At 64.0% G+C, this 26844-nt stretch carries 26 protein-coding genes and 1 pseudogene; 24 read left to right on the top strand and 3 right to left on the bottom strand.

The genetic code is table 11. The features are described 5' to 3' along the window. The 24 genes and pseudogenes from BN9444_RS09080 to secG form a co-directional block, all read left to right on the top strand. Nucleotides 1-188, top strand: a pseudogene (locus BN9444_RS09080) (orotidine-5'-phosphate decarboxylase); the annotation flags it as partial. Between the two features lie 372 nt (nucleotides 189-560). Next, nucleotides 561-881 carry an integration host factor, actinobacterial type gene (gene mihF, locus BN9444_RS09075; RefSeq protein ID WP_066493167.1) on the top strand — a complete coding sequence of 107 codons (321 nt, stop codon included), beginning with the start codon at nucleotides 561-563 and terminating at the stop codon, nucleotides 879-881. Between the two features lie 25 nt (nucleotides 882-906). Next, nucleotides 907-1485 (top strand): guanylate kinase, encoded by a 579-nt coding sequence (gmk, locus tag BN9444_RS09070; RefSeq protein WP_066493168.1) that lies wholly within the window; start codon nucleotides 907-909, stop codon nucleotides 1483-1485. Between the two features lie 56 nt (nucleotides 1486-1541). Beyond that, the gene (rpoZ, locus tag BN9444_RS09065; protein WP_066493173.1) at nucleotides 1542-1838 is read left to right on the top strand and encodes a DNA-directed RNA polymerase subunit omega; all 297 of its coding nucleotides are present in this window, start codon (nucleotides 1542-1544) and stop codon (nucleotides 1836-1838) included. A 77-nt stretch (nucleotides 1839-1915) separates the two neighbouring features. Continuing rightward, nucleotides 1916-3169, top strand: coding sequence for a bifunctional phosphopantothenoylcysteine decarboxylase/phosphopantothenate--cysteine ligase CoaBC (coaBC, locus tag BN9444_RS09060; protein ID WP_068801798.1), 1254 nt, complete (start codon nucleotides 1916-1918; stop codon nucleotides 3167-3169). Nucleotides 3170-3282: 113 nt separating this feature from the next. Then, a complete protein-coding gene (metK, locus tag BN9444_RS09055; RefSeq protein ID WP_066493180.1) occupies nucleotides 3283-4509 on the top strand; it encodes a methionine adenosyltransferase in 1227 nt (408 codons plus the stop codon). Between the two features lie 27 nt (nucleotides 4510-4536). Next, nucleotides 4537-6567, top strand: a complete 2031-nt coding sequence (locus tag BN9444_RS09050) for a primosomal protein N' (protein WP_066493183.1) — start codon at nucleotides 4537-4539, stop codon at nucleotides 6565-6567. A gap of 448 nt (nucleotides 6568-7015) precedes the next feature. Then, complete coding sequence (gene def / locus BN9444_RS09045) at nucleotides 7016-7525, top strand: peptide deformylase (RefSeq protein ID WP_068801797.1); 510 nt, start codon at nucleotides 7016-7018, stop codon at nucleotides 7523-7525. A gap of 14 nt (nucleotides 7526-7539) precedes the next feature. Then, on the top strand, nucleotides 7540-8487 hold the full coding sequence (gene fmt, locus BN9444_RS09040) for a methionyl-tRNA formyltransferase (RefSeq protein WP_068801796.1): 948 nt from the start codon (nucleotides 7540-7542) through the stop codon (nucleotides 8485-8487). Beyond that, on the top strand, nucleotides 8484-10028 hold the full coding sequence (locus tag BN9444_RS09035) for an RsmB/NOP family class I SAM-dependent RNA methyltransferase (protein WP_068801795.1): 1545 nt from the start codon (nucleotides 8484-8486) through the stop codon (nucleotides 10026-10028). The genes fmt and BN9444_RS09035 overlap by 4 nt, the downstream gene beginning before the upstream one ends. A 40-nt stretch (nucleotides 10029-10068) precedes the next feature. Then, nucleotides 10069-10734, top strand: a complete 666-nt coding sequence (rpe, locus tag BN9444_RS09030) for a ribulose-phosphate 3-epimerase (RefSeq protein WP_068801794.1) — start codon at nucleotides 10069-10071, stop codon at nucleotides 10732-10734. Further along, nucleotides 10734-11753, top strand: coding sequence for a bifunctional diaminohydroxyphosphoribosylaminopyrimidine deaminase/5-amino-6-(5-phosphoribosylamino)uracil reductase RibD (ribD, locus tag BN9444_RS09025; protein ID WP_068801793.1), 1020 nt, complete (start codon nucleotides 10734-10736; stop codon nucleotides 11751-11753). Before rpe ends, ribD begins: the two co-directional genes overlap by 1 nt. 124 nt (nucleotides 11754-11877) lie before the next feature. Then, entirely contained in the window at nucleotides 11878-12513 is a 636-nt protein-coding gene (locus BN9444_RS09020; protein ID WP_066493193.1) for a riboflavin synthase, read from the top strand. Between the two features lie 30 nt (nucleotides 12514-12543). Then, complete coding sequence (locus BN9444_RS09015) at nucleotides 12544-13803, top strand: bifunctional 3,4-dihydroxy-2-butanone-4-phosphate synthase/GTP cyclohydrolase II (protein ID WP_066493196.1); 1260 nt, start codon at nucleotides 12544-12546, stop codon at nucleotides 13801-13803. 12 nt (nucleotides 13804-13815) lie between these two features. After that, the gene (gene ribH, locus BN9444_RS09010) at nucleotides 13816-14304 is read left to right on the top strand and encodes a 6,7-dimethyl-8-ribityllumazine synthase (protein WP_066493198.1); all 489 of its coding nucleotides are present in this window, start codon (nucleotides 13816-13818) and stop codon (nucleotides 14302-14304) included. Nucleotides 14305-14324: 20 nt separating this feature from the next. Next, the gene (locus BN9444_RS09005; RefSeq protein WP_066493202.1) at nucleotides 14325-14867 is read left to right on the top strand and encodes a PH domain-containing protein; all 543 of its coding nucleotides are present in this window, start codon (nucleotides 14325-14327) and stop codon (nucleotides 14865-14867) included. Between the two features lie 8 nt (nucleotides 14868-14875). After that, nucleotides 14876-16990: an excinuclease ABC subunit UvrC gene (uvrC, locus tag BN9444_RS09000; RefSeq protein WP_066493204.1), complete on the top strand. Its 2115-nt coding sequence runs from the start codon at nucleotides 14876-14878 to the stop codon at nucleotides 16988-16990. A gap of 29 nt (nucleotides 16991-17019) precedes the next feature. Next, the gene (gene rapZ / locus BN9444_RS08995) at nucleotides 17020-17901 is read left to right on the top strand and encodes an RNase adapter RapZ (RefSeq protein WP_066493206.1); all 882 of its coding nucleotides are present in this window, start codon (nucleotides 17020-17022) and stop codon (nucleotides 17899-17901) included. A 168-nt stretch (nucleotides 17902-18069) separates the two neighbouring features. Continuing rightward, entirely contained in the window at nucleotides 18070-19053 is a 984-nt protein-coding gene (locus BN9444_RS08990; protein ID WP_068801792.1) for a gluconeogenesis factor YvcK family protein, read from the top strand. A 147-nt stretch (nucleotides 19054-19200) separates the two neighbouring features. Next, nucleotides 19201-20184 carry a DNA-binding protein WhiA gene (gene whiA / locus BN9444_RS08985; RefSeq protein WP_168162235.1) on the top strand — a complete coding sequence of 328 codons (984 nt, stop codon included), beginning with the start codon at nucleotides 19201-19203 and terminating at the stop codon, nucleotides 20182-20184. Nucleotides 20185-20848: 664 nt separating this feature from the next. After that, the gene (gene gap, locus BN9444_RS08980) at nucleotides 20849-21856 is read left to right on the top strand and encodes a type I glyceraldehyde-3-phosphate dehydrogenase (RefSeq protein ID WP_066493213.1); all 1008 of its coding nucleotides are present in this window, start codon (nucleotides 20849-20851) and stop codon (nucleotides 21854-21856) included. Nucleotides 21857-22109: 253 nt separating this feature from the next. Next, nucleotides 22110-23327, top strand: coding sequence for a phosphoglycerate kinase (locus BN9444_RS08975; protein ID WP_066493312.1), 1218 nt, complete (start codon nucleotides 22110-22112; stop codon nucleotides 23325-23327). 66 nt (nucleotides 23328-23393) lie between these two features. Beyond that, a complete protein-coding gene (gene tpiA / locus BN9444_RS08970; protein ID WP_066493214.1) occupies nucleotides 23394-24173 on the top strand; it encodes a triose-phosphate isomerase in 780 nt (259 codons plus the stop codon). A 158-nt stretch (nucleotides 24174-24331) separates the two neighbouring features. Next, nucleotides 24332-24568, top strand: a complete 237-nt coding sequence (secG, locus tag BN9444_RS08965; protein ID WP_066493216.1) for a preprotein translocase subunit SecG — start codon at nucleotides 24332-24334, stop codon at nucleotides 24566-24568. A gap of 430 nt (nucleotides 24569-24998) precedes the next feature. Here the strand turns inward: secG and pgl (BN9444_RS08960) are convergent, their stop codons facing one another. From pgl (BN9444_RS08960) to pgl (BN9444_RS08950), 3 genes are all read right to left on the bottom strand, one after another. Further along, nucleotides 24999-25760: a 6-phosphogluconolactonase gene (pgl, locus tag BN9444_RS08960; protein ID WP_066493219.1), complete on the bottom strand. Its 762-nt coding sequence runs from the start codon at nucleotides 25758-25760 to the stop codon at nucleotides 24999-25001. Nucleotides 25761-25789: 29 nt separating this feature from the next. Further along, complete coding sequence (locus tag BN9444_RS08955) at nucleotides 25790-26182, bottom strand: OpcA/G6PD domain-containing protein (RefSeq protein ID WP_077210068.1); 393 nt, start codon at nucleotides 26180-26182, stop codon at nucleotides 25790-25792. Between the two features lie 83 nt (nucleotides 26183-26265). Beyond that, on the bottom strand, nucleotides 26266-26844 hold a 579-nt coding region (pgl, locus tag BN9444_RS08950), incomplete at its 5' end, for a 6-phosphogluconolactonase (protein ID WP_068801790.1).

Genomic DNA, 26844 nt, shown 5'->3' with positions numbered 1-26844 from the left:
GCCCGGTGCTCTTGCCGGGCGTCGGCGCGCAGGGGGCATCGGCAAGCGACGTGCTCGCTATTACCCAGGCGGCGCCGGAGCTTGGCTTTGCCAATGTTTCGCGCTCCGTCCTGCGCCACGGGCCGAGCGTCGACGCGCTGTGCGACGCGGTGCGCAGCCAGGCCGCGGAGTTTAGAGCGGAAGCCTAGAGTTTTTACCGCCTTGAGCAGCCCGGATGCAGGCCATCCGGGCTCTTTGTGCGTTTTCGGGCCGGAGTATTTGCGCAGGTAGGGGAGTTTTTTCAAGAAAATCCCAGCTCGATTTAATCCTTAGGCCGTTGTGCTGGTATTTTATGACACGCAGCGCGATGACGTGCCACAACGTCGCACTAGTGGCGGCGCGTTCGGCCCTGTTATCGTCGCAGGAACAAAACCGGTGCTAGGATTGCCAGAAGTCGGTATGCTTCCATGGATGTAACTTGCACGAGTTGCCCCGTTGAGAGGCAGTTTTTACCGAGAACTTCGGCGCCTGTAGCGCCAAGCAGACCCATTAATCACCTAGAAATATCGGAGGATACCGAAGTGGCACTCCCTAAGTTGACTGACGAGCAGCGCAAGGAAGCACTCGCAAAGGCCGCTGAGGCCCGTAAGGCTCGTGCTGAGCTGAAGGCAGCACTCAAGCGCGGCGAGACCAACCTCAAGGAGGTCCTGGAGAAGGCCGAGACCGACGAGATCATCGGCAAGACCAAGGTGTCCGCACTCCTCGAGGCTCTCCCGAAGGTCGGCAAGGTCAAGGCCAAGGAGATCATGGACAACCTCGAGATCGCCCAGACCCGCCGTCTGCGCGGCCTGGGCGACCGTCAGCGTCGTGCCCTGCTCGAGCACTTCGGCTACGAGTCCTAAACCCCGGACCTAGAAGAAGGCAGAAGTGTCTGGAGCACAAACACACGGTGAGCTCGTCGTTCTGGCGGGCCCTGCCGGCGTGGGTAAGTCCTCTGTGGTCCAGCGCCTGCGCAACGACGTAGACCAGCTCTACTTCAGCGTGTCCATGACGACGCGCCAGCCCCGTCCCGGCGAACGCGATGGGGTCGACTACTTCTTCGTTACTCCGGAGGAGTTTCAATCTCAGATCGATTCCGGCTCCATGCTGGAATGGGCAGAGATTCACGGAGGCCTGCAGCGTTCTGGAACGCCGGCAGGCCCTGTGGCGGAGGCCCGCGCGGCCGGCCGTCCCGTGCTGGTGGAAGTAGACCTGGCGGGTGCACGCAACGTCAAGCTTGCGTTGCCCGATGCTCACACTGTCTTCCTGGCTCCGCCGTCCTGGGAGGTGCTCGTCGAGCGCCTCACCGGCCGCGGTACGGAAACGCCGGAGGTCATTGAGCGCAGGCTGCAGACAGCCCGCAAGGAGCTGGCGGCACAAGATGAGTTCGACACCGTCATCGTCAACGAAAATCTCGATGACGCCGTCGCAGCTATCAGTGCTATCCTGCAAGGAGAGTCCGCTTAAGCTGCGGAGACTGCCCAAAGAATTCTTTCACAACCACAATTGACGAAAAGGTGCATGTGACTAACGTGACCGCCGTGAACAACGAGGCCAAGGTCGAGCCGGTCTTCGATCCGCCCACGGGCATTACCGCCCCACCGATCGATGAGCTGCTGGAGAAGGTCTCTTCCAAGTACGCGCTGGTTATCTTCGCCGCGAAGCGCGCGCGACAGATCAACAGCTACTACCAGGAGCAGGACGACGGCGTCTTCGAGTTCGTCGGCCCGCTGGTAACCCCGGAGCCGGGCGAGAAGCCGCTGTCTATCGCCCTGCGCGAGATTCAGGCTGGCCTCCTCGACCACGAGGAAGGAAAGTAAGCCGCTCGCTCCGTCGCGACCACCCCGCGTCTACCCGTTTCACGGGCCGGACGCGGGGTTTCGCGTAGTATTGGCCCGTGACTTCTTCCGCTTCTGCATTACCTCGAAAAATTGTTGTCGGCGTCGCCGGAGGCATTGCCGCCTATAAAGCCTGCCATCTCGTGCGCGACTTGAAAGAGCATGGCGACGACGTGCGCGTCGTGCCTACGCCCAACGCGTTGCAGTTTGTCGGTGCCGCGACTTTCGAGGCCCTGTCCGGCCATCCTGTCTCCACGACGGTCTTCGATGCCGTCGACGAGGTCCAGCACGTCAACGTGGGCCAGCATGCCGATGCCGTCGTTATCGCGCCCGCTACCGCCGACGTCCTTGCACGCCTCGTGGCCGGACGCGCCGATGATTTGCTCACTGCGACGGTGCTCGTGGCCACGTGTCCTGTCATTGTCGTGCCTGCCATGCACACGGAGATGTGGAACAACCCGGCCACGCGGGAGAACGTCGCCACGCTCCGCCGCCGCGGTGTGACCGTCATGGAGCCCGCACATGGCCGACTCACGGGCAAGGACTCTGGCCCAGGACGCCTGCCGGAGCCGTCCCAGATTGCGGAGTTTGTCCGCACGGAGCTCGCCGGTTATCGCACGCCCTTCGACTGGGAGGGTCGTCGCGTGCTTATCTCGGCTGGCGGCACCCAGGAGAACGTGGACCCAGTGCGTTATATTGGCAACCGTTCGTCGGGGCGCCAGGGCTATGCGTTGGCGGAGATTGCCGCGCAGCGTGGCGCGCGCGTGACCATCGTGGCTGGCGCGACGGACGTGTTGGAGACTCCCTCGGGCGCAGAGATTGTACGCGTGGGCTCGACGCGGGAGATGGAAGCCGCCATGAACGAGCGCGCGCCGGAGGCCGACGTCATCATCATGGCTGCGGCTGTGGCGGACTACCGTCCCGCGGACGTCGCCGACTCGAAGATGAAGAAGGGGAGCGCGGACGAAGAGCTTGCGACGCTGCACCTCGTGGAGAATCCGGACATCCTCAAAGGGCTCGTCGCGCGCCGCGACGCCGGTGAGCTCAAAGACGGCGTCGTCATCGCTGGCTTCGCTGCGGAGACGGGCGATGCGATGCATTCGGCGCTCGATTACGCGCGCGCGAAGTTTGAACGCAAGGGCTGCGACGTGCTCATGGCGAATGAGGTCGGCGTGGGCAAAGTATTCGGCCAGACGACGAACTCGGGCTGGATTCTGCGTCGCGGTGCTGAGCCGACCGTTGTGGAGCTGGGCAGTAAACAGGTGGTCGCGGCCCAGATCTTGGATGCCGTGAATGCAATTGCCTCGGAGTAGGCCGCGTTAATTGCCAAGATAGACCGCTTGGTCTAATATTGCCCTTTGTCAACGCTTGGGGCCAGAACCATGCGCCGTCTATTCACCCCTGTTATACAAAGGACACACATAACGTGACGAATAACGCCGTGACCGCGACCCGACTCTTTACGTCTGAGTCGGTCACTGAAGGCCACCCCGATAAAATCTGTGACGCCATTTCCGACACCATCCTCGACGCCTTGCTCGAGAAAGACCCCCACGCCCGCGTCGCCGTGGAAACCCTCGTAACGACCGGCCAGGTCCACGTCGTGGGCGAGGTTTCCACGACGGGCTATGTCGAAATCCCGCAACTCGTGCGCAAAACCCTCGTCGACATCGGATTCATCTCCTCCGACGTCGGATTCGACGGCACCACCTGTGGCGTCAACGTCGCCATTGGCGAACAGTCCCCGGAGATCGGCGCAGGCGTCGATGTCGCGGACGAGATTCGCTCCGGCGAGGCCGGTGACGACCTCGAGCAGACCGGCGCCGGCGACCAGGGCCTCATGTTTGGCTACGCCACGAACGAGACCCCGGAATTCATGCCGCTGCCTATCTCCACGGCTCACCACCTTGCACGCCGCCTCACCGCCGTGCGCAAGGAGGGCATCGTCCCGCACCTGCGCCCGGACGGCAAGACACAGGTCACCTTCGCCTACGACGAAGACGAAAACCCGGTGCGCATCGACACCATCGTCATCTCCACCCAGCACGATCCGGAGGTCGACCGCGAGTGGCTCGTCGAGCCGCTGCGCACCGAGGTCGTCGAGTACGTCATCAAGGCCAACGACCTTGATCGCTACTACGACGAGCAGACGAAGCTGCTCATCAACCCGTCGGGCTCCTTCATTCTCGGCGGCCCTATGGGCGACGCGGGCCTCACCGGTCGCAAGATCATCGTCGATACCTATGGCGGCATGGCCCGCCACGGCGGCGGCGCCTTCTCCGGTAAGGACCCGAGCAAAGTCGACCGTTCTGCGGCCTACGCCATGCGTTGGGTCGCGAAGACCATCGTCGCCGCTGAGCTCGCGGACCGCGCGGAGGTCCAGGTGGCCTACGCCATTGGCCGCTCCCAGCCGGTCGGCCTCTACGTCGAGACCTTCGGCACCGCCAAGAACGGGCTCACCGACGGCCAGATTCAGGCCGCCGTCAACGAGGTCTTCGACCTGCGCCCGCACAAGATCATCGCGGACCTTGACCTGCTGCGTCCGATCTACCGCGCGACCGCCGCGTATGGTCACTTTGGCCGCACCGACGTGAACCTGCCCTGGGAGGACACCTCGCGTGCGCCGCTGCTGCGCGCCGCCGCCGGTCTCTAGCCCCCGCACGCGCTAGAATCGAGCGCTATGCCTAAGAAAACACCCGCCGCCGTTGACCCGGTCGTGCGGGTGTTGCCGTTGTTGCGGGTGGCGCACTTGGACCGGGCGTTCGACTACTACGTCGACGAGGCGGAGTCCGAGGTCGCCCAACCCGGCGTTCGCGTGCGCATTCGCTTCAATGGCCAACTTCAGGACGGCATCATCCTGGCCCGCGGCGCGGAGACTGAATTCCAAGGAACGCTGCGCTTTATCGACCGCGTGGTTTCGCCATATCCCGTCTATACGGAGAAACTCTCTGCTCTCGTGGAGTCGCTTGCCAAACGCTACGGCGGCGCGCGCTCGGATATCATTCGCGTGGCAATCCCGCCGCGCCACGCGAAGGCGGAAGAGTCAGATCTCACCACGCCATGGGAGGAACTCGGCGAGTCTGTCGAGCCTGACCTGTCCGGATGGTCCGCTTATCTCCATGGTGAATCCTTTGTCGATGCCGTCCTCGCCGGAAACGTCGCCCGCGCCGCGTGGCAGATCGCGCCCGGCGATGATTGGGCCAGCGCGCTCGCGGCCTTAGGCGCGAAGGTCGCCCGCGACGGGGGAGGAGTGCTCATGGTCGTTCCAAACCAGAAGTCCCTCGATCGTCTCGAAGCAGCTTTCCGCGCCGTCGTAGGCGCCAAGCAGGTCACCACGTTGGCGAACTCCTTGGGCCCTCAGGCGCGTTACCGACGCTACCTTTCGGCTCTCCAGGGCCAGGCGCGTATTGTGCTGGGCACGCGTTCTGCCGCCTTCGCACCTGTACACGACCTGCGATTGGCGGTCATCCTTGACGATGGCGACGATAACCTTGTCGATCCGCTCAAGCCTTACGTGCACGCCCGTGAGGTTCTCACAACGCGCTCCGCGTTGGAACATGCCAGCCTTATCCTCGCCGGCCATGCGCGCACGGCGGAGACCCAGCTCCTCGTCGAGTCTGGCTGGGCTCATGACCTTGTGGCGAGCGCCGCGACATTGCATGCCCGTTGCCCGCAGATTGCCGCGGTGGGCCGCTACGGCCTTACTATCTCCCGCGACATGCGCGGCGGCACGACCTCCGTGTCCGGCCCCGCGTACCAAGCCGCCCGTGGTGCGCTCGAACGCGGCGAACCCGTCCTAGTCCAGGTCCCACGTAAGGGCTACGCGCCCATCCTCTCGTGTGGCAACTGCGGCAACCCCGCTCGCTGTCGTCACTGTGGCGGCCCACTGGGCATGAGTCAGCAGGGCTCCGACCCTGAGCGCGGCTCGCTGCCCACCTGCGCCTGGTGCGGCCGCGTCGACGCCAAGCACCGGTGCACCGAGTGCGGATCGCCCAAACTCCGCGCCATCGTCCTGGGCACTGAGCGCACCGCCGAGGAACTCGGCCGTGCGTTTACGAAGACGCGGATCATCGTCTCCGGCGGTAACAAGGTGATAGACGAGATCCCGTTTAAGCCGGCGCTTGTGATCGCCACGCCCGGCGCCGAGCCCCACGTGGAGGGCGGGGAGCGCTACGGCGCAGCGTTGCTCCTCGAGCCCGGCGCGCTGCTTGGGCGCCAGGATATGCGCGCCACCGAGGACGCCCTCGATACGTGGGCGCATGCCGTCACCCTCGTGAGTCCTGCCATGAAGGGCGGGGAAGTGATCATTACCGCGGAGCCGGAGCTGCCCGTCGTCGACTACCTGTGCCGGTGGGACATGGTGGGCGCCGCGCAGGCGGAGCTCGCCGCCCGCCGTGAAGTGCGTTTCCCGCCCGCGGTCCACATGGCTGCCGTCGATGGCGCCCATGCGTCGCTCGAAGAGTTCTTACGCACCGCTGAGCTTCCCGATCATGCCGAAGTCCTTGGTCCGGTCCTGCTGCCTGTCGGAGTGACCCCGCCGGGACAGTATGACGAGGAGAAGTACGGCCCGGCGCAACGCGTCCTCATTCGCATCCCGCTGGGGCCGCGTGCACAGCTGGGCACCGCGCTGCGGAAAGCGAATGCCGCTCGCAGCATCCGCAAAGACGACCTCCCGCTGCGTATCCAAGTAGACCCCATAAACATCGGTTAAATCGGAATAGGTTGTTTCTCAAGCTAATGGTGTTAATGACACCATGCATTTCACACGGTTTATTTCCACCCCCGTAGCGTGTGTTTGGCGTTTAATGAATAGCCTGGCATGGAATTGCGTCCGATAAGGACGAGCTGGCCAACCCTGCGCCACCGTCTGGATGCTCATCCTTGTTGGCTTCGTGCTCGCCCTGGCTGGACTCTTCCTGGTCCGCCGCCGCAGCATCGACGCAGCAACGACGCAGCAGCCAGGCTGTACCCAGCCTGCGACGAGGTAGCAACTGGGCAACAACTCAGTTGTCGCGTGAGTCCACGCCGCCCTGCGAGTTTTCTCGAGAAGGAAGAGCCCACGGCGCGGGGCCGTCGCGCTTTTCGGGTCCGACGTGCACTATTCTGGTCACTTGACTGTCTATTACCAAAAACTATTACGCAGGAGAACGAGCAGCACCTTGAGCATTCGCGATATCCGCATCTACGGCGATCCGGTCTTGACCAGCATCGCCACGCCAATCGACACGTTTGATTCGAGTCTCGAGCGGCTCGCCAATGACATGTTCGAGACCATGGAAGACGCTGGCGGAGTGGGCCTGGCCGCCAACCAGATTGGGCTCACCAAGCGCATCTTCGTCTATGACTGCTCGCACGTGCAGCCGGGGATGCGTGGCGCGCTCATCAACCCCGTGTGGCAGCCGCTGGGGGACATGCTCCAGGTCGGCCCCGAGGGCTGCCTGTCCATTCCGGATATCTCGGCGGAAACTGTGCGCCATGAAACGGTGCGCGTCTCCGGCTTCGACGTCTTCGGCCGCCCCGTTGGCATGGCCGTCTCCGGACTCATGGCGCGTTGCGTTCAGCACGAGACGGATCACCTCGACGGCGTGCTCTTCCTCGACCGCCTCCAAGGCGACGTGCGCAAGCAGGCCATGGCCGAGGTCCGCGCCTCCGACTGGTTCAACGCGTAAAAAGGAGATCCCACATGCGACTGATTTTTGCTGGCACGCCCGAACCCGCCGTCGTGGCTTTAGAGAAGCTCATCGCCTCCGAGCACGAGGTCGTGGCCGTCATTACTCGTCCCGACGCGCGCCGGGGTCGCGGCCGCACGCTCCACCCCAGCCCGGTCAAGGCGCTGGCCATGGAGCACGGTATTGAGGTGCTTACGCCCACCACGCTGGGGCCCGGCACCGAGGACGGCCAGGCCCTGCGCGCCCGTCTCGCGGAACTCCAGCCCGAGTGCATTCCGGTTGTCGCTTACGGCAATCTCATTACCAAGGATCTCCTCGACGTGCCTACGCACGGTTGGGTGAATCTGCACTTCTCGCTGTTGCCCGCCTGGCGCGGCGCCGCTCCGGTCCAGGCCGCCATCGCCGCTGGCGATGACATCACGGGTGCCACCACCTTCCGTATCGACGAGGGGCTCGACACCGGCGTCGTCCTCGGCACGATGACCGAGGCTATCCGCGACACGGACACCGCTGACGATCTCCTCACGCGCCTGGCCCACGCCGGCGGCGATCTCCTTGTCGCGACAATGGACGGTCTCGCTGCCGGGATCATCGATCCGCGCCCGCAGGAGGGGGAGGCGACGTACGCGCACAAGATTACGACCGAGGACGCGCGCATCGACTGGTCGACGCCTGCCTTCGCCGTCGATCGCCACATCCGCGCACACACCCCAGGCCCCGGGGCCTGGACCATGTTGGGGGCGGATCGCATCAAGATTGGCCCCATCCAGCTTGCCGATGCCCCCTCGCCGCTGGCCCCAGGCCAGCTCGCCGTCACCAAGAAGGCAGTCTTCGTCGGAACAGCGACGGACACCGTACGCTTGGGGCAGATTCAACCGCCAGGAAAGAAAATGATGAACGCCGCAGACTGGGCGCGTGGTGCGCTCGCGGATGTCGAAAGTGGAGAGGTGATGTTCCAATGACCGGAGGATTCCGTTCCCGTTCGAAGTCGGGAGACAAGCCCAAACCCGAGCGCGACAACCGCGAACGGCGCGAGGAGCGCCGCGACCGTGGCCAGCGCCGCGATGACCACCGCGGTTCCCGTAACCGCGATCGCGGCAAGGGCCAGGGCCAGCAGCGCCGCGGAACTTCCCGTGAGCAGGCCGCCAAGGATTTCCTGCGCTCCGCGCGCCAGGTAGGCGTCGACGCACCGCGCGCCGTTGCCTTCGATACGCTGCTGCGTGTCGAGACCGATGACGCCTTTGCCAACCTCGTGCTGCCCAAGGCGCTGCGTAAAGCGAAGCTCGAGGGCCGTGACGCGGCATTTGCTACGGAACTGACCTATGGCACGCTGCGCGCCCTCGGCGTCCTCGATGCGGTCATCGCGCGCTGCGCGACCCGCGGTCTCGAGGCCATGGCGCGCGAGGTTCACACCGCGCTACGCCTGGGCACCTACCAAGTGCTCTACACCCGCGTGGAACCGCACGCCGCGGTCGACACGACGGTGCGCCTCGTCGAAGCCGCCGGGCACGAGCAGGCCAAAGGCTTTGTCAACGGCATCATGCGCACAATTACCCGCACGACTCCGGAGGCGTGGCTCAACCGGCTGGCTCCCGCCGGAGAAATTCCAGCGCTTGCGTTCAAGCATGCGCACCCGGCCTGGATCGCCGAGTCCTTCTCTCGCGTGCTCGGACTCGGTGAGCTCGAGGAGGCGCTCGATGCTGACTCACAGCGCCCGCTCGTCCACCTCGTGGCCCGCCCCGGCGAAATTTCCGCCGAGGAACTCGCGCTTATGACCGGCTTCGAGGAAGGCAAGTATTCGCCGTACGCCGTCTACATGGAGCACGGCGACCCGGGCGACCTCGAACCCGTGAAGCAGGGCCTGGCCGCGGTTCAGGACGAAGGCTCGCAGCTCATCGCCCGCGCCGTCGCGGAGGCCCCCATCGAGGGCACCGATGGCGGACGCTGGCTCGATCTCTGCGCTGGCCCCGGCGGCAAGGCGGCACTCATGGGTGCGCTCGCTCGTATCGAGGGTGCGCGCGTCGACGCCGTTGAGGTCTCGCCCCACCGCGCCGAACTCGTGCGTAAAACCACGGACGGCCTGCCCGTCGATGTCCATGTCGCCGACGGGCGCACACCGGACCTTGAGCCCGGCTTCGACCGCGTCCTCGTCGACGCGCCGTGCTCGGGCCTTGGCGCCCTGCGCCGACGCCCGGAGGCACGCTGGCGCAAGGAAGAAGAGGACATCGGAAAGCTCGCGCCCCTGCAGTTCGAGCTCCTGAGCTCGGCGCTGAACCTCGTGCGCCCGGGCGGCATCGTCGTGTACTCGACCTGTTCGCCGGACCTGCGCGAGACCCGCGCCATCGTCGACCGTGCCAAGCAAGAGCTCGGCGCCGTCGAGCTCGATGCGCACGAGCTCATCCCTGACATGGGGGACACCGGCCGTGAGCTGTCCGTGCAGATGTGGCCACACCGTCACGGCACGGACGCGATGTTCTTCGCCGCACTGTGTCGCGGGGCCTAAGTTCCCCGTGGCGCGCGGTCACGCACGCTAGACTTTAGGCATGTCTGAACCGATTATTGCGCCGTCCATTCTCGCCGCCGACTTCGCCCAGCTGGGCACGGAGGTCGCCTCCGTCGCCTCGGGCGACTGGCTCCACGTCGACATCATGGATGGCCACTTCGTGCCCAACCTGTCCTTTGGCCCAGACGTTACCTCCACGGTGGACGGTCTCACCGCGCAGGAGCTCGACGTGCACCTCATGATCGAGGAGCCGGAGAAGTGGGTCGAGACCTACGCCAAGGCCGGCGCGGATTGCATCATCTTCCACGTCGAGGCCGTCGCCAACGAGGAGGCCGCGCTGGCGCTCGCTCGCAAGATTCGCGATCTGGGCGTGCGCGCTGGGTTCTCCGTTAAGCCGGGCACGCCCATCGAGCCGTGGCTGGATAGGCTTGAGCACTTTGACGAGGTGCTCGTCATGAGCGTGGAGCCGGGCTTCGGCGGTCAGAAGTTTATGCCGGAGATGCTCGACAAGGTGCGTGCGCTGCGCTCGACGATTGATGAGCGCGGGCTCGACACGGTGATTGAGATTGACGGCGGCGTCTCCGCCGAGACCATTCGCGCCTGCGCCGAGGCCGGCTGCGACGCGTTCGTCGCCGGTTCCGCCGTGTTCAAGCAGGATGACCGCGCCGCGGCCGTCGCTGAACTGCGCGAGCTGGCGACCCTGTAGTGGCCTCGATTGCAGAGGCGCTCGCGCTCGCCAAGTCCGCGGGCCTGGGCGTCAAGGGCACGACGAGCCCCAACCCGCCCGTGGGCGCAGTGCTTGTCTCTCCGAACGGCGAGGTTGTGGGCGTAGGCGGCACCCAACCCGTGGGCGGGCCGCATGCCGAGGTCATGGCGCTGCGCGAGGCTGGGCCTTTAGCGGAGAGCGCAACGGCCGTCGTCACGCTCGAGCCGTGTTCGCATACCGGCCGCACCGGTCCGTGCGCGGTGGCGCTCGCGGACGCAGGCGTAGCGTCTGTCGTCTACTTGCATCCAGACCCGAATCCGCAGGCCGCAGGCGGGGCCGAGACTCTCGCCGCGCGCGGCATTCCAGCGCGCCTCGCATCCGTTGAGGAGCGTGCCGCGGCGGCGACCGTCGAGGACGCCCTTGTCCCGTGGCTTGCCGCCATCCGGATGGGGCGCCCGCACGTGACCCTCAAGTTCGCGCAGACCCTCGACGGTCTCACCGCCGCGGTGGACGGCACGAGCCAGTGGATCACCGGCCCGGACGCGCGGGCGCACGTCCATGTGGACCGTACGCGTCGCGACGCCATCCTCATCGGCACAGGCACCGCTTTGGCGGATAATCCTTCGCTCACCGCCCGCCGCGCGGATGGCTCGCTCTACGCGGCACAGCCGCGCCGCGTCGTGGTGGGCGCGCGTTCACTTGAGGGGCGTGCCGCGCACCTCGAGGAGCTCGGCTTTGAGCAATACGCCTCGCCGTCCGCGGCGCTGGACGCGCTGTGGGAGTCTGGGGCGCGGGACGTGCTCGTCGAAGGCGGCGCGGGGCTTGCGAGTTCCTTCGTGCAGGAGGGATTCGTCGACGCCGTGCGCGCGTATATCGCGCCGACGTTGCTTGGGGCCGGGCGTGGCGTGTTTGCCGAACCGGTCGCATCGACTCTGACGGATGCGTTGGCGTTGCGGCGCACCCGCGTGGAGGAACTGGGTGCGGATCTCGTCGTGGATTTCACGGTCGAGCGGTCGTAGTTGCCGAAAATTGTCGAGAAAGTCGTTCGCAGAAGACGATTTTTGGCAGCCACGTAGGGAACGAACCGGAATAGGACGCCCACAGCGGCGTTGGAAGAATCGAATTGATTAAAGGAGCTTGGGATTGTTTACCGGATTGGTGGAAGAGGTCGGCCGCGTGAGCGCGATGGAGCCGCAGGGCGATGCGATGCGTCTGAGCCTCACGGGTCCGCTCGTGACGAGTGATGCGGAACTCGGCGCATCCATTGCCGTCAACGGCGTGTGCTTGACCGTCGCGACGCTGGACGGCGACACGTTTACGGCCGATGTCATGCAGGAGTCGCTCAACCGGACGGCGCTGGGGGAGCTCACCGTGGGCGCGCCGGTGAACCTCGAGCGCGCGCTGCTACCCACCACGCGCCTGGGTGGCCACATCATGCAGGGCCACGTCGACGGCACGGCGCGGTTGCTCAGCCGTACGCCGTCCGAGCACTGGGAGGTTCTGCGCTTCGAACTGCCGCGCGAGCTGGAGCGCTATGTCGTGGAGAAAGGCTCCATCGCAGTCTCCGGTACGTCGCTCACGGTCGCGGCTATCTCCCAGCCAGGGGCGAGCGAGCCGTGGTTTGAGGTCTCCCTTATTCCAGCCACGCTGCGCGAGACCATTCTGGGCGAGCTTACACCTGGCGCACGCGTCAACCTTGAAGTTGACGTGCTGGCCAAATACGTCGAGAAAATGCAGCTCACCGTGGATACAGCGGACATGCACCCCGAAAGTAAGTAGTACGAGCGTTCCAGACTAGAGTTGACAGACATGAGTGAACAGAGCGTGCGCCTCGATACCGTCGAGGAAGCCATTGCAGATATCGCAGTCGGTAAAGCCGTCGTCGTCGTTGATAACGAGGACCGTGAAAACGAAGGCGACCTCATCTTCGCCGCGGAAAAGGCCACGCCAGAACTCGTCGCCTTCATGGTGCGGTATTCCTCCGGCTACATCTGTGCGCCGCTCACCCCGGATGACTGCGACCGCCTCAACCTGCCGCCCATGATGGCGAAGAACCAGGACGTGCGCGGCACCGCGTATACCGTTACGGTCGATCTCGCGACGGGCTCCACGGGCATTTCCGCGAAGTCGCGCTGCGAGACCATTCTCGCGCTCGCCAACCCCGAGTCACACCCGGGCGACTTCACGCGCCCCGGCCACGTGGTTCCGCTCGCCGCGCGCCCGGGCGGTGTACTGGAGCGCGACGGCCACACGGAGGCATCGATAGACTTGGCCCGCCTGGCAGGCCTGCGACCGGCTGGCGTGCTGTGCGAAATCGTCTCCGAGGAAGACCCCACGGACATGGCGCGCTCGCCGGAGCTGCGCCGCTTCGCCGACTCCCACGGCCTGAAGATGATCTCCATCGAGCAGCTCATCGAGTGGCGTCGCCACCACGAGAACCAGGTCGACCGCGTTGTCGAGACGCGACTGCCCACCGAGTTCGGCGAGTTCACCGCGCTCGGTTTCCGTAATATCCTGGACGGCCAAGAGCATGTGGCGCTCGTCGCGGGCGACCTCAAGGCCCTCGACGGCGCCGAGGATGTCCTCGTGCGCGTGCATTCCGAGTGCCTCACCGGCGACGTCTTTGGTTCGCACCGTTGTGATTGCGGCCCGCAGCTCCACGCCGCGCAGAAGGCAGTTCACGACGCCGGCAGCGGCGTCATCGTGTACCTGCGGGGCCAAGAGGGACGGGGCATCGGCTTGCTCAATAAGCTGAAAGCCTATGAGCTGCAGGACAACGGGCGCGACACTGTTGACGCCAACCTTGAACAGGGCCTGCCCGAGGACGCGCGCGAATACTCGGCTGCGGGCCAGGTCCTGCGCGACCTAGGCATCAAGAGCGTCAACCTGCTCACCAATAACCCGGCCAAGGGCGAGGGCTTGGCGGGCTTCGGCGTGGAGATTACCGGCCGCACCCCGCTGGAAATCGAGGCCAACGCCGATAATATTGAGTACCTGCGCACCAAGCGCGACCGCATGGGCCACGACCTACCGCAGGTCGCGCGCTGGGATGCGGACCACGCCAAGTAGAGGAGACCCACAATGAGCAAAGAAGGACTGCCCGAGGTCAAGGCCGTCGACGCGCAAGGAATGACCGTCGCCGTGGTCACCTCCACGTGGAACGCGGAGATCTGCGACCAGCTCGAAGCCCGCGCCATCGCGGCAGGCACGGAGGCTGGCGCCACCGTGGATTCCTTCCGCGTCGTGGGCGCGCTCGAGCTGCCTGTCGTTGTGCAGCGCGCAGCACAAAACTATGACGCAGTCGTGGCGCTCGGCTGCGTCATCCGCGGCGGCACCCCACACTTCGAGTACGTCTGCGACTCCGTCACGCAGGGGCTTACGCGCATTGCGCTCGATACCGGTAAGCCGATTGCCAACGGCGTGCTCACCACGAACGATCACCAGCAGGCGGTGGATCGCGCGGGCTTCGACGGCTCCGTGGAAGACAAGGGCGCGGAGGCCATGGTCGCCGCGTTGGATACCGTTGCCACCCTGCGTAAGGTAGAAGAGACCGCGCGCACGCGCGCCTAGCCCAGGAGACACTGCTACATATGACTGAACAGTCGAAAGACGCCCAGCGTCGCATCGAGCTCACGGATGAAGAAGTCCTGGAGTACACCGCCGCGGACCCGTTCGCGTCGACGTCCACCAAGCCGTGGGAGCTCACCTTAAAGTCCGCGTACCTGCGCAAGATCGCTATCATCTGCGTCATCGTCATCATGGCCGTTCATATCTTTATGGGCGTGACCGTCGGCTTGTCGTATACCGGCGCGTCGGTGACGACGATCGACCGCTTCGCCTACCCGGGCGTGGGCATTATCATTTCCTTCTTCGTGTGGCTCATGCTCACTCGTCCGCGCCTGCGCGCGAATTCGGACGGCGTGGAGGTCCGCAACCTCGTGGGCACGCGTTTCTACCCGTGGCAGCTCATCTATGGCCTGTCCTTCCCGGAGGGCTCGCGCATGGCACACATCGAGCTGCCCAACTTCGAATTCGTTCCCGTCTGGGCCTTGCAGTCCGGCGATAAGGCCACCGTTATCCGCGACGTGCAGGCCTTCCGCGACCTTGAGGCCGATTACATGCCGGAGGATTAAGCCTCTCTATGGCCGACCCCACCACGTACCGCCCGGCGCCGGGGGCTATCCCCACGGACCCGGGCGTTTATAAATTCCGTGACGACAACCGGCGCGTCATCTACGTCGGGAAGGCGAAGAATCTTCGCGCGCGCCTGTCCAACTACTTCCAGGACATTACGCAGCTCCACCCGCGCACCCGCCAGATGGTGCTCACTGCTGCGAGCGTGGAGTGGACCGTCGTCGCCAGCGAGGTCGAAGCCCTCCAGCTCGAGTACACGTGGATCAAGCGCTTCGACCCCCACTTCAACGTCATGTACCGCGACGACAAGACGTACCCCATGCTGGCCGTCTCCGTTGGGGAGCAGATTCCGCGTGCCTTCTTCTATCGCGGCCCGCGCCGCAAGGGCGTGCGCTACTTCGGACCGTATTCCCATGCGTGGGCTGTGCGCGAGACCCTCGATCTATTGACGCGCGTGTTCCCCATGCGCACGTGCGCCAAGGGCGTTTATAACCGTCACCAGACCCTCGGCCGCCCATGTCTCCTTGGCTACATTGGCAAGTGCGATGCCCCGTGCATCGGCCGCGTGAGCCCCGCCGAGCACCGCGAGACTGTCAATAACCTGGTCTCCTTCATGAACGGCAATACCGCGCCGGTTACGCGTCGTCTCACCAAGGAGATGGAAGAGGCCGCGGAAAGCCTCGAGTTTGAGCGTGCCGCCCGCCTGCGCGACGACTTGGGTGCCATCAATAAAATTATGGAGCAGCAAGCCGTCGTCTTCACCGACGGCACGGACGCGGACCTCATTGCCGTCGAGACGGACGAGCTCGAGGCCGCCGTCCAGATTTTCCACGTCCGCGACGGGCGCATCCGCGGCCAGCGCGGCTGGGTCGTGGACAAGGTCGGGGACCAGGCCAGCTCTGAGCCCCTCGAGGAGGGCCAGCCAGACCCGGCGGTCGGCGCCGTCATCCAGAACTTCCTCATCCAGTTCTACTCCGATGCCGTCGAGCGTCAAGCCCAGGAGGACGCCGAGGACGCCAAGCTTGCCGATGCCCCCTCCACCGCGTTGCCGTCGCCCGAGGGCGCCTCCGCGCCCCTCGAGGGAGACTTCGCACGCCGCGGCGTCGACCAAGCCTCCCACGAGGAGGCAAAGAAGGTGCAGGTCATCCCACGCGAAATCCTGGTCCAGGCCATGCCGGACGAGGCCACGGAAGTCCAAGAGCTTCTGGAGCGACTGCGCGGCACCCATGTCTCGCTGCGCGTGCCGCAGCGTGGCGACAAGCGCGCGCTCATGGAGACCGTGCGCAAGAACGCGAAGGAACAGTTGCGCCAGCACAAGCTCAAGCGCGTGGGCGATCTCACCGCACGCTCGGCCGCACTCCAGGACATCCAAGAGGCGCTTGGCATGGAGCAGGCGCCGCTGCGCATCGAATGTACGGATATTTCGCATATCCAGGGCACGGACGTCGTGGCCTCCCTTGTCGTCTTCGAGGATGGCTTGCCACGCAAGTCGGATTACCGGCGATACCGCATCAAGGAAGCCGCCGGCGACGGCCACTCCAACGACGTGGGCTCTATCGCAGAGGTCACGCGCCGCCGCTTCAAGCGGCATAACGAAGACAAGCTGGCGAACCCCGACGAGGAAGTCGAGGAGTCCACGTTTAGTGACGAGGCCGTGGCGGAGGACTCCGCCGAGGCCGGTCGCCGTTTTGCCTACCCGCCGCAACTCTTCATCGTCGACGGTGGCGCACCGCAGGTCGCCGCGGCCCAGGAGGTCTTCGACGAGCTCGGCATCGTCGACGTCACCCTCGTCGGCCTGGCCAAGCGTCTCGAGGAGATCTGGGTGCCGGGGGAGGAGGACCCCGTCATTCTGCCGCGCAACTCCCAGGCGCTGTACTTGCTTCAGCAGGTCCGTGACGAATCGCACCGCTTCGCCATCACGTACCACCGCCAACAGCGCTCGAAGCGCATGCGCTCCTCCGTACTCGATTCCATCCCAGGCCTTGGCCCGCAGCGCAGGACCGATCTGGTCAAGCACTTCGGCTCCGTGAAGAAGCTGAAGCTCGCATCGGTGGAAGAGATTGGAGAAGTCAAGGGATTTGGTCCCAAATTGGCGCAAACTGTCTACGAACACCTTCATTAGAGCGCGCGGGTACGCCCCGCGCGTCTACTATGGGGCATATGACGCAGTTTGAAACTCCCCCCATCCTGTTGACGGGTATGTCTGGCGGTGGCTTGTCTACCGCCGCCAAGGTCCTTGAAGACAAAGGCTATTACGTGGCCCAAAATATTCCGTCGGTCATGGTCATCGAGCTGCTCACACTCTGCGCCCAAGAGGACTCGCCGGTGACCAAAGTCGCCGTTGTTGTCGACGTGCGCAGCCGTGTCTTCCCTGGTTCGCTCATCGACACCATCAACGGCCTCGAAGAGGCCGATATGCGCCCGACGGTGCTGTTCATGGACGCGCGCGACGACGTACTCATTCGTCGTTTCGATGGCGTCCGCCGCACGCACCCGCTCCAGGGCGGGGATACCCTCAAGCACGGCATACAGCGCGAACGCGTGCAGCTCGCTCCCGTGCGTACCCGCGCCGACGTCATCATCGACACCACGAACCTCTCGGTGCATGACCTCCGCCGGGCCATCGAGGCCGCATTCGGCAACATGGGCTCCGAAAAGCAACACATCACGCTGGAGTCCTTCGGCTTCAAGCACGGTTCGCCGCGCGACGCCGACCTCGTCATGGACGTGCGTTTCCTCCCTAATCCCTACTGGGTGCCGGAGCTTCGTGGATACCGCGGCACGGATGCGCCCGTGAGCGACTACGTTCTCTCGCAGCCAGGTGCCGCGGATTTCGTTGACCGTTTCATCAACATGCTGGACTCCATGCTTGCTGGATACAGGCACGAAGGAAAGAACTTTATCACCATCGGCATCGGCTGCACCGGCGGGCATCACCGTTCGGTGGCCGTCACTGAAGAGATCGCGCGCCGCTTGCGCGACGAAGATCGCGTCGATGTCAGCGTTCTCCATCGCGACATCACACGCGATTAAATTCAGATGCGTCTCACGGGGAACCTTTCCTTTACTCCTTACCCCGTAACGACGCGACCTTTTTGGCCGATTACTAATAACGGCATAATAATTGTATAGGATTTCCCCAACTTAGTGCGCTCCCTGTGCGCTACCCCTTACTTGTTAGAAAGGAGCGGCGAACTCCCCATGGCTCGACTCCCTGCCACTCCCCATCACATCGCCTGCCTGGGCGGCGGGCATGGCCTCTTTCAAACCCTACTTGCCGCCCGTGACCTTGATTCGGAGAAAATCTCGGCGATCGTCACCGTCGCAGATGATGGCGGCTCGTCCGGCCGGCTGCGCCGTGAGCTCGATCTTATCCCGCCCGGAGACCTGCGCATGGCGCTGGCGGCCCTCGCCGACGACGGCGAGCAAGAAGGGTTGTGGGCCACCACGTTGCAGCACCGCTTTGGCGGAACCGGCGCTCTTGCCGGTCACGCAGTGGGCAATCTGCTCATCGCCGGACTCACGGAAGTGGTCGGGGAGATGCAGGAGGCGCTCGATATCGTCGCGCGTCTCACGCGCTCGCATGGCCGCGTCTACCCGGTCGTCGAGCAGCCGCTTGACATAGAGGCTGAGGTCGCCGGGCTCGATGAGGACCCGACGGTCATGCGCCCAGTCCGCGGACAGGTCGCCGTCGCCACCACGCCGGGTAATGTGCGCCGCGTTCGCATTCTTCCGCAGGCGCCGGCTGCTAACCCCGCAGCCCTCGAAGCCTTGTCACGTGCGGACTTCATCACGCTTGGCCCCGGCTCGTGGTTCACCTCCGTCATCCCGCACGTGCTGGTGCCCGACATTGTCGATGCAATTAACGCTTCCAGCGCACCGCGCGTCGTGGTGTTGAATCTGTCCGCTGAGCCAGGGGAGACCCACGGTTTTTCCGCGGAGCGCCATGTACAGGTACTTGCACAGCATGCTGCAGGACTGCACATTGACCGGATCGTCGTTGACTCGGCTGCACCGCTGGCGGATACGGAGAAGAAGTATCTGCGACGTGCTGCTGATTCTCTCGGCGCCGCGGTGGTTTTCGCTGAAGTGAGCGCACAAGACGAGGACGGCGGGCGCCGTAGTCTCCACGATCCCGCGAAACTTGCGCGCGTCTTCGGCGAGATCTATCGCGGCGAGGTCTAGCCCGGCGCGCTAGACTATTGTTCGCTTTAAGTGCCGGAGCTGCGTGCCCCGGCAGCTTTCTACGCCCCAGGTAAGGAAAGCATGTCGTATTCATCGGACCGCAGCCTCGCACCCAAGGCGAGGAAGAAAGGGAGCGTCGAGGTGGCTTTGTCGCTTACAGAAAAGGTCAAACAGGAGCTGGCCCAGGTCACGCTGCCGCGTCAGTCGGCGCGTGCGGCAGAGGCGTCGGCCATGCTTCGGTTCGCTGGCGAACTGCACGTCAACGGCGACCACATGAGCTACGAAGTCGAATTCGATGATGAAGTGACGGCCAAGCGGCTCGCGGAATTCCTCGACGATCTCTACGGCGTGAAGTCCTCAACCCACATCGTGGGACCGGGCTCGACGTCAAAACGTCCGCGCGTACAGATGCGCGTGGGCGAGGCAAAGGAACTCACGCGCCGCCTTGGTCTCATTACGCGCTCTGGCCACCCCGTCATCGGCTTGCCACCGCAGGTCGTTTCCGGTTCTGTCGCCGACGCCGAGGCTGCGTGGCGCGGCGCTTTTCTTGCTCAGGGCGTGCTCACGGAACCTGGACGCTCGTCGTCTCTGGAAATTGTGTGCCCGCGTCAAGAGGCTGCGTTAGCGCTCGTTGGCTGCGCGCGCCGTTTGGGCATTGCCGCTAAGACGAAAGAAACTCGCGGCGCCGACCGCGTGGTCGTGCGCGAAGGGGATGCCATCGGTGCCCTGCTCACCAGGATGGGCGCGCACCGCACGCGCTTAGAGTGGGAACGCAAGCGCTTGCGCTCGGAGGCTCACGAGTCCTCCAACACGCGTCTGGAGAACTTCGACGATGCCAACCAGCGTCGTTCCGCGCGTGCCGCAGAGGCCGCAGCCAATCGCGTGTCCCGCGCGATGGACATTCTGGGCGACGACGTGCCCGAGCATCTGGCAGATGCCGGCTACCTCCGCGTGAAATTTCGCGATGCGTCGCTTGAGGAGCTCGGCCGCCACGCGGATCCGCCCATGACCAAGGACGCCGTCGCCGGCCGCATTCGACGCCTACTATCGATGGCCGACAAGCGTGCGGAAGAACTCGGTATTCCGGATACGCATGAGTACGCACACGGACCGAAGAACGACAGCGAGTAGTCGCTGTGGACGCGCCTCACGACTTCGTGAGGCATTTCTTTATGTCCGTGTGCGTCCGTTTTCCTGTATGTAGGCGTGAAGAACGCCGAGTGTTTGCCTAATGTTCATGTCCGAGACGCGGGCGCAGTGCTTCCGATGACAGAGTGCACATTGTGGCGCGATGGAGGATGGGGGTTCACAAGGGCGCAACCAGCCAAAGATACAGAAATTGGGCCTGGGCTGGTGCGATGCTGCTCCGCTTGAAGCACTGCGGTAGACGATCCAGGGTGCAGTCCCTTCTCAGTGGTGTTGCCTTACCTTGTTTTAGTCAGAGTGTGGGGTGATATTTATCGCAACGTAAATCAACACAAACGGGCATTGGGGAAATACGTCCATCTAGCTGGTGATTTGCGGCGTGTTTCGTCGTGATTCGTGATGTATCCCATGGCGAAACTGGTACTCTGATGTGGTTTTTAGTGGGGACGGGCAGTTTCTTGCTGCAGCATTCGGAAACAGTCGGTAGACTCGGAAGCGTTGGGAAGTTGTCGAGGACTTCGTCACACAGAAGAACACCATAGGTAATCCGCACGGCGCTCAGCGCGTTGAGCGGGAGAGACCACAATGACGCTTGAAACCTCGGTAATCCCATGGAATAACGAACGTCAATTTTTGAGGAGACACTAACGTGACTATCCGCGTAGGCATCAATGGCTTCGGCCGCATCGGCCGCAACTTCTTCCGCGCCGTCCAGCAGAACCCGGGCGACCTGGAGATCGTCGGCATTAACGACCTGACCGACAACCACACCCTGGCTCACCTGCTCAAGTACGACTCCGTGCTGGGAAAGCTCGGTGCTGAGGTCTCCTACGATGACGAGTCCATCACCGTCGACGGCAAGAAAATCCACGCTTCCGCTGAGCGCGACCCGAAGAACCTGAACTGGGCCGACCTCAACGTCGACGTCGTCATCGAGTCCACCGGCTTCTTCACCGATGGCGAGGCTGCTAAGGCTCACATCGAGGCTGGTGCCAAGAAGGTCATCATCTCCGCTCCGGCGAAGAACGTGGACGCAACCTTCGTCTACGGCGTCAACTCCGACTCCTACGACGCTGCAAACCACAACGTCATCTCCGCAGCCTCCTGCACCACCAACTGCCTGGCTCCGATGGCCAAGGTCCTCAACGACAAGTTCGGCATTGAGAAGGGCCTCATGACCACCGTCCACGCTTACACCGGTGACCAGCGCATTCAGGATGCTCCGCACCGCGACCTGCGCCGCGCTCGCGCCGCAGCCCAGAACATGGTTCCGACCTCCACCGGCGCTGCCAAGGCCGTGTCCCTGGTTCTTCCGGAGCTCGAGGGCAAGCTCGACGGTTACGCAATGCGCGTTCCCGTGATCACCGGCTCCGCAACCGACCTGACCTTCCAGGCATCCCGCGACGTCACTGTTGAGGAAATCAACGCCGCCATCAAGGAAGCTGCCACCGGCGAGTTCGGTGAGACCCTGGGCTACACCGAGGATCCGATTGTCTCCACCGACATCGTCACCGACTCCCACGGCTGCATCTTCGACGCTGGCATGACCAAGGTCTCCAACGGCAACCTGGTCAAGGTCCTCGGCTGGTACGACAACGAGTGGGGCTACACCAGCCAGCTCGTCCGCACCACCAAGCTCGTTGCCTCCAAGCTGTAAGAGTCAGGCTGCTCACCGCCGCGCTTCGTGAATCGCATGAACGTACACGCATCCATTACCGGCTCGGCGGATAAGCACCTGATATGAGTTACCGGCCCTCGCGAACGCCCTCCAGGGCTCGCGCGGGCCGGTATTCTTTTAGGGGCTAGGCGCGCCCCGTCATCACATCGACATTCGCGTCTCCTTTAGCTTTAAAACTGCATAGCTCGAACGACAACGTCGACTAATAAATCACTTCCAAGGAGATATGCTCATGGCATTCAAGACCCTCGATGATCTGCTCGCCGAAGGCGTGGAGTCCCGCCACGTCCTCGTCCGTTCTGATTTCAATGTCCCGCTCGACGAGGACGGCAACATCACAGACCCGGGTCGTATCAACGCCTCGCTGCCCACCATCAAGGCTCTCGTCGACGGTGGCGCAAAGGTCATCCTCACCGCCCACCTTGGTCGCCCGAAGGGCGAAGTCAACTCGAAGTACTCACTCGCACCAGTTGCGGAGGCGCTGTCTGAGGCCCTTGGCCAGTACGTCGCGCTGGCATCCGACGTCTCCGGTGAGGACGCACACGAGCGCGCCAACGGTCTCAACGACGGCGATGTCCTGCTCGTCGAGAACGTTCGTTTCGATGCTCGCGAGACTTCTAAGGACGAGGCTGAGCGCGGTGCCTTTGCCGATGAGCTCGTCGCACTGGCTGCTGACAATGGCGCCTTCGTCTCCGACGGCTTCGGCGTTGTCCACCGCGCACAGGCATCTGTCTACGACGTTGCCAAGCGTCTGCCGGCCTACGCTGGCAAGCTCGTGCAGAAGGAAGTTGAGACCCTCGCTACAGTCGCTGAGAACCCAGAGCACCCGTACGTCGTCGTCCTCGGCGGCGCCAAGGTCTCGGACAAGCTCGGCGTGATCGAGGCCCTCGCTGGCAAGGCAGACAAGGTCATCATCGGTGGCGGTATGTGCTACACGCTGCTCGCCGCTCAGGGATACAACGTTCAGAAGTCCCTGCTGCAGGAAGACCAGATTGATGCCTGCAAGGAGCTGCTCGAGCGCTTCGGCGACAAGCTCGTTCTGCCGGTCGACCTCACCGCTGCGTCCGAGTTCGCTGCTGACGCCGAGACCAAGGTCGTCAGCCTCGACGGTATTCCGGAGGGCTGGATGTCCCTCGACATCGGACCGGAGTCCGTCAAGCACTTCGCCGAGGTCATCGCCACCTCCAAGACCGTGTTCTGGAACGGCCCGATGGGCGTGTTCGAGATGGAAGCTTTCTCCAAGGGCACCGCGGGTGTCGCACAGGCCATCATCGACGCCACCGCCAACAACGGCTCCTTCACCGTCGTCGGCGGCGGTGACTCCGCCGCGTCCGTCCGTCTGCTGGGCCTGGATGAGGACGGCTTCAGCCACATCTCGACCGGTGGCGGGGCTTCCCTCGAATTCCTCGAGGGCAAGGAATTGCCGGGCGTCAAGGTTCTGCAGGCTTAAGTAAAGCCTCGCGTCACGCACTCGACTTCGCTAATCGAACTCCACTAGAAAAGGACACCTCACACCATGGCACGTACCCCGCTTATTGCTGGTAACTGGAAGATGAACCTCGACCACCTCGAGGCTATTTCCCAGGTCCAGAAGTTCGCCTTCGCCCTGCCTAAGGACTACTACGAGAAGGTCGACGTGGCCTTCATGGTCCCGTTCACCGACCTGCGCTCCGTCCAGACTGTCGTCGATGGCGACAAGCTGCAGATCACCTACGGCGCTCAGGACATCTCCAAGCATGATTCCGGCGCCTACACCGGCGAGGTTTCTGGAGAGATGCTCTCCAAGCTCGGCGTTACCTGGGCTGTCGTGGGCCACTCCGAGCGTCGCGAGTACCACGGCGAGACCGACAAGCTGGTCTCGGAGAAGGCTGCCGCTGCTATCAAGCACGGCATTTCGCCCATCGTCTGCGTGGGCGAGCCGCTGTCTGTCCGTGAGGCCGGCACCCACGTTGACTACGTTGTCAACCAGACCCGTTTCTCCCTCGAGGGCCTGTCTGCCGAGGATCTGAAGAAGACCGTCATTGCCTATGAGCCTGTCTGGGCCATCGGCACCGGCAAGGTTGCGTCTGCGGACGATGCACAGGAAGTATGCGCTGCTATTCGCCAGCTCGTGCGCGAGCTCGCCGGCGACGAGGTCGCTGACGGAATCCGCATCCTCTACGGCGGCTCCGTGAAGACTGACTCCGTCGCCGAGATCGTGGGCAAGCCGGACGTCGACGGCGGCCTCGTGGGCGGCGCTTCCCTCAACGGCGAAGACTTCGCTAAGCTCGCAGCTAACGCTGCTATCAACGCGTAGTTTCTAGACCGCCAAGCGGTAGGGCTCGCACAACACCAGCACGGACCGGTACTCAATCCGGCCCGTGCTTCGTGTATTGTTGAGGGAAGCAATCGTGCCCGCCGTCATACGGCGCGTGGCGCGGAAGAGACTTATACACCCAAACAAGGAACGTTTACATGGTTCTGACCCTCCAGATCATTCTGGTTATCGCAGCTATCCTGATGTCCGTCTTCGTGCTTCTGCACAAGGGCAAGGGCGGCGGCCTGTCCAGCCTCTTCGGCGGCGGCGTCCAGTCCAACCTGTCGGGTTCCACGGTCGTCGAGAAGAACCTCGACCGCTACACCATCGTGATGGTTATCGTGTGGCTCGGGTGCATCGTTGGTCTTAACCTCATCCAGGCTTTCGCCGGATAGGCTCGTAGCTCGCGCTACCGTGCGGTGGCCAGCTCCACTTGGGAGCTGACCACCGCATTATTTATGCCAGGGTGACGCCGTGCCCGGCTGCAATGCCATTGAGAATGAAAGCAATTTTCCGGTCAAGGTTGCCGTGTTCGAGCCACTCCGGAGTCGGCCGTGGCGTCCTCGGGGGCAGTGCATGCGTAGTAGTCACGTCCTTGAAATTCGTGGGTCCTCGGTGGCGGGGGCGGGGTCGATGGCGATGACGGTTCAGCTGGTGCCGTGGTCACGAAAGCTTCTGTGCAGGACGGGGCCGCGCGCCGACGCGGCTGGGCCGGCGGGCAACTAGGGTAAGGCCTTCTCAACTCTGAACGTAATTCGACGATTATGTTCAAAAAAATACCCGCCCACCACGATTGAGGGCGAGCGGGAAAGCTGTGCGAGGGCTTTAGATATCGCCGGCGGCGTCTTCAGCGACGTAAAGGATGGTCTCGACGCGGCCTTGTGCGCCGCAGGCCGGCCAGTAATCGGGGTCATCGCCGTGGGCGACACGCGCGGCCGCCTCGGCCTTGGCCTCGCCGGCGACGAGCAGCCAGACGCGATCTGCCGACTGCACGGCCGGGAGCGTGAGCGTGAGGCGCTCGGCCGGGGGCTTGGGTGAGTCGGAGACGGCGACGACGCGGCGCTCGGTCTCACGGACGGCATCGGAATGTGGGAAGAGAGAGTTGATGTGGCCCTCGCCGCCCATGCCGAGCAGATGGAGGTCGAAGCCCTGAGGCGCGTATTCCTCCAGCTCGGCCTCATAGGCCTGGGCGGCGGCTTCCATGGCGATGGCGCCGAGGTCATAGCCGTGGATGTGGGGCTCGGGGATGTCGACGTGCTGGAGCAGCGCGCCGCGGGCCTGGCCCTCGTTTGAGTCCGGGTCAGAGGTAGGCACATTGCGCTCGTCGCCGAAGAAAATGTGCACGCGGGACCAATCAACGCGCAGGGCCGGGAAGTCCTCGCCCTGGGAATCCGCCGCCGCGTCGAGACGGGCGAGCTCACGGAGCATTCCGATGCCCGCGCCACCACCAGTGAGCACGACGCGTGCGACGCCATCCCCATGGACTCCGCCGCCAGGCGCCTGTGCGGCGGCCACAGTCTCGATGAAAGCGAGGGCGGTCTGTCGTATGAGATCCTGAAGGTCGTCGACGCGGTGAACGGTAACCATGGTTATCTATTGTGCCTTAAAAATGTGGGTTATGAGTATGAAACGCGGTTGAGTGCGCGCAATGCGTGGGCATAGGTTTTATCTGCATGGAGGTAGCGCAGCTCCTCTGAAAGGACCTCGGCTTGGGTGCGCACGCCCAGAGCCACGAGGGATTCGGGAGCGCCCGGGACGGAGACGCGCACCGTGGATTCGTCGATAACCTCGACGGTGATATCGGTGTTCGCGCGGTAGAAGACGAGCTTCCGAATGGGGAAGTATGCGTCGCCCTTGGTAGGGTCGGCGACGGAGTTGAGGTCCGTGTCACCGAGCGTGATATCGCAGTCGGTGCGGCGTACGGCGACGGCGAGGCGATCGGCGAGCCACGCGGCGGCGAGGTCCACGGCGGGATCGCCAGCCGGGCCGGAGATTTCCACNCTTCTCAACTCTGAACGTAATTCGACGATTATGTTCAAAAAAATACCCGCCCACCACGATTGAGGGCGAGCGGGAAAGCTGTGCGAGGGCTTTAGATATCGCCGGCGGCGTCTTCAGCGACGTAAAGGATGGTCTCGACGCGGCCTTGTGCGCCGCAGGCCGGCCAGTAATCGGGGTCATCGCCGTGGGCGACACGCGCGGCCGCCTCGGCCTTGGCCTCGCCGGCGACGAGCAGCCAGACGCGATCTGCCGACTGCACGGCCGGGAGCGTGAGCGTGAGGCGCTCGGCCGGGGGCTTGGGTGAGTCGGAGACGGCGACGACGCGGCGCTCGGTCTCACGGACGGCATCGGAATGTGGGAAGAGAGAGTTGATGTGGCCCTCGCCGCCCATGCCGAGCAGATGGAGGTCGAAGCCCTGAGGCGCGTATTCCTCCAGCTCGGCCTCATAGGCCTGGGCGGCGGCTTCCATGGCGATGGCGCCGAGGTCATAGCCGTGGATGTGGGGCTCGGGGATGTCGACGTGCTGGAGCAGCGCGCCGCGGGCCTGGCCCTCGTTTGAGTCCGGGTCAGAGGTAGGCACATTGCGCTCGTCGCCGAAGAAAATGTGCACGCGGGACCAATCAACGCGCAGGGCCGGGAAGTCCTCGCCCTGGGAATCCGCCGCCGCGTC

It is taken from the genome of Corynebacterium phoceense, from assembly GCF_900092335.1.
GTDB classification, from domain to species: Bacteria; Actinomycetota; Actinomycetes; order Mycobacteriales; family Mycobacteriaceae; genus Corynebacterium; species Corynebacterium phoceense.
The sequence above is the reverse complement of the archived record's forward strand: the minus strand, read 5'-3'. Positions and strand labels throughout refer to the sequence as shown.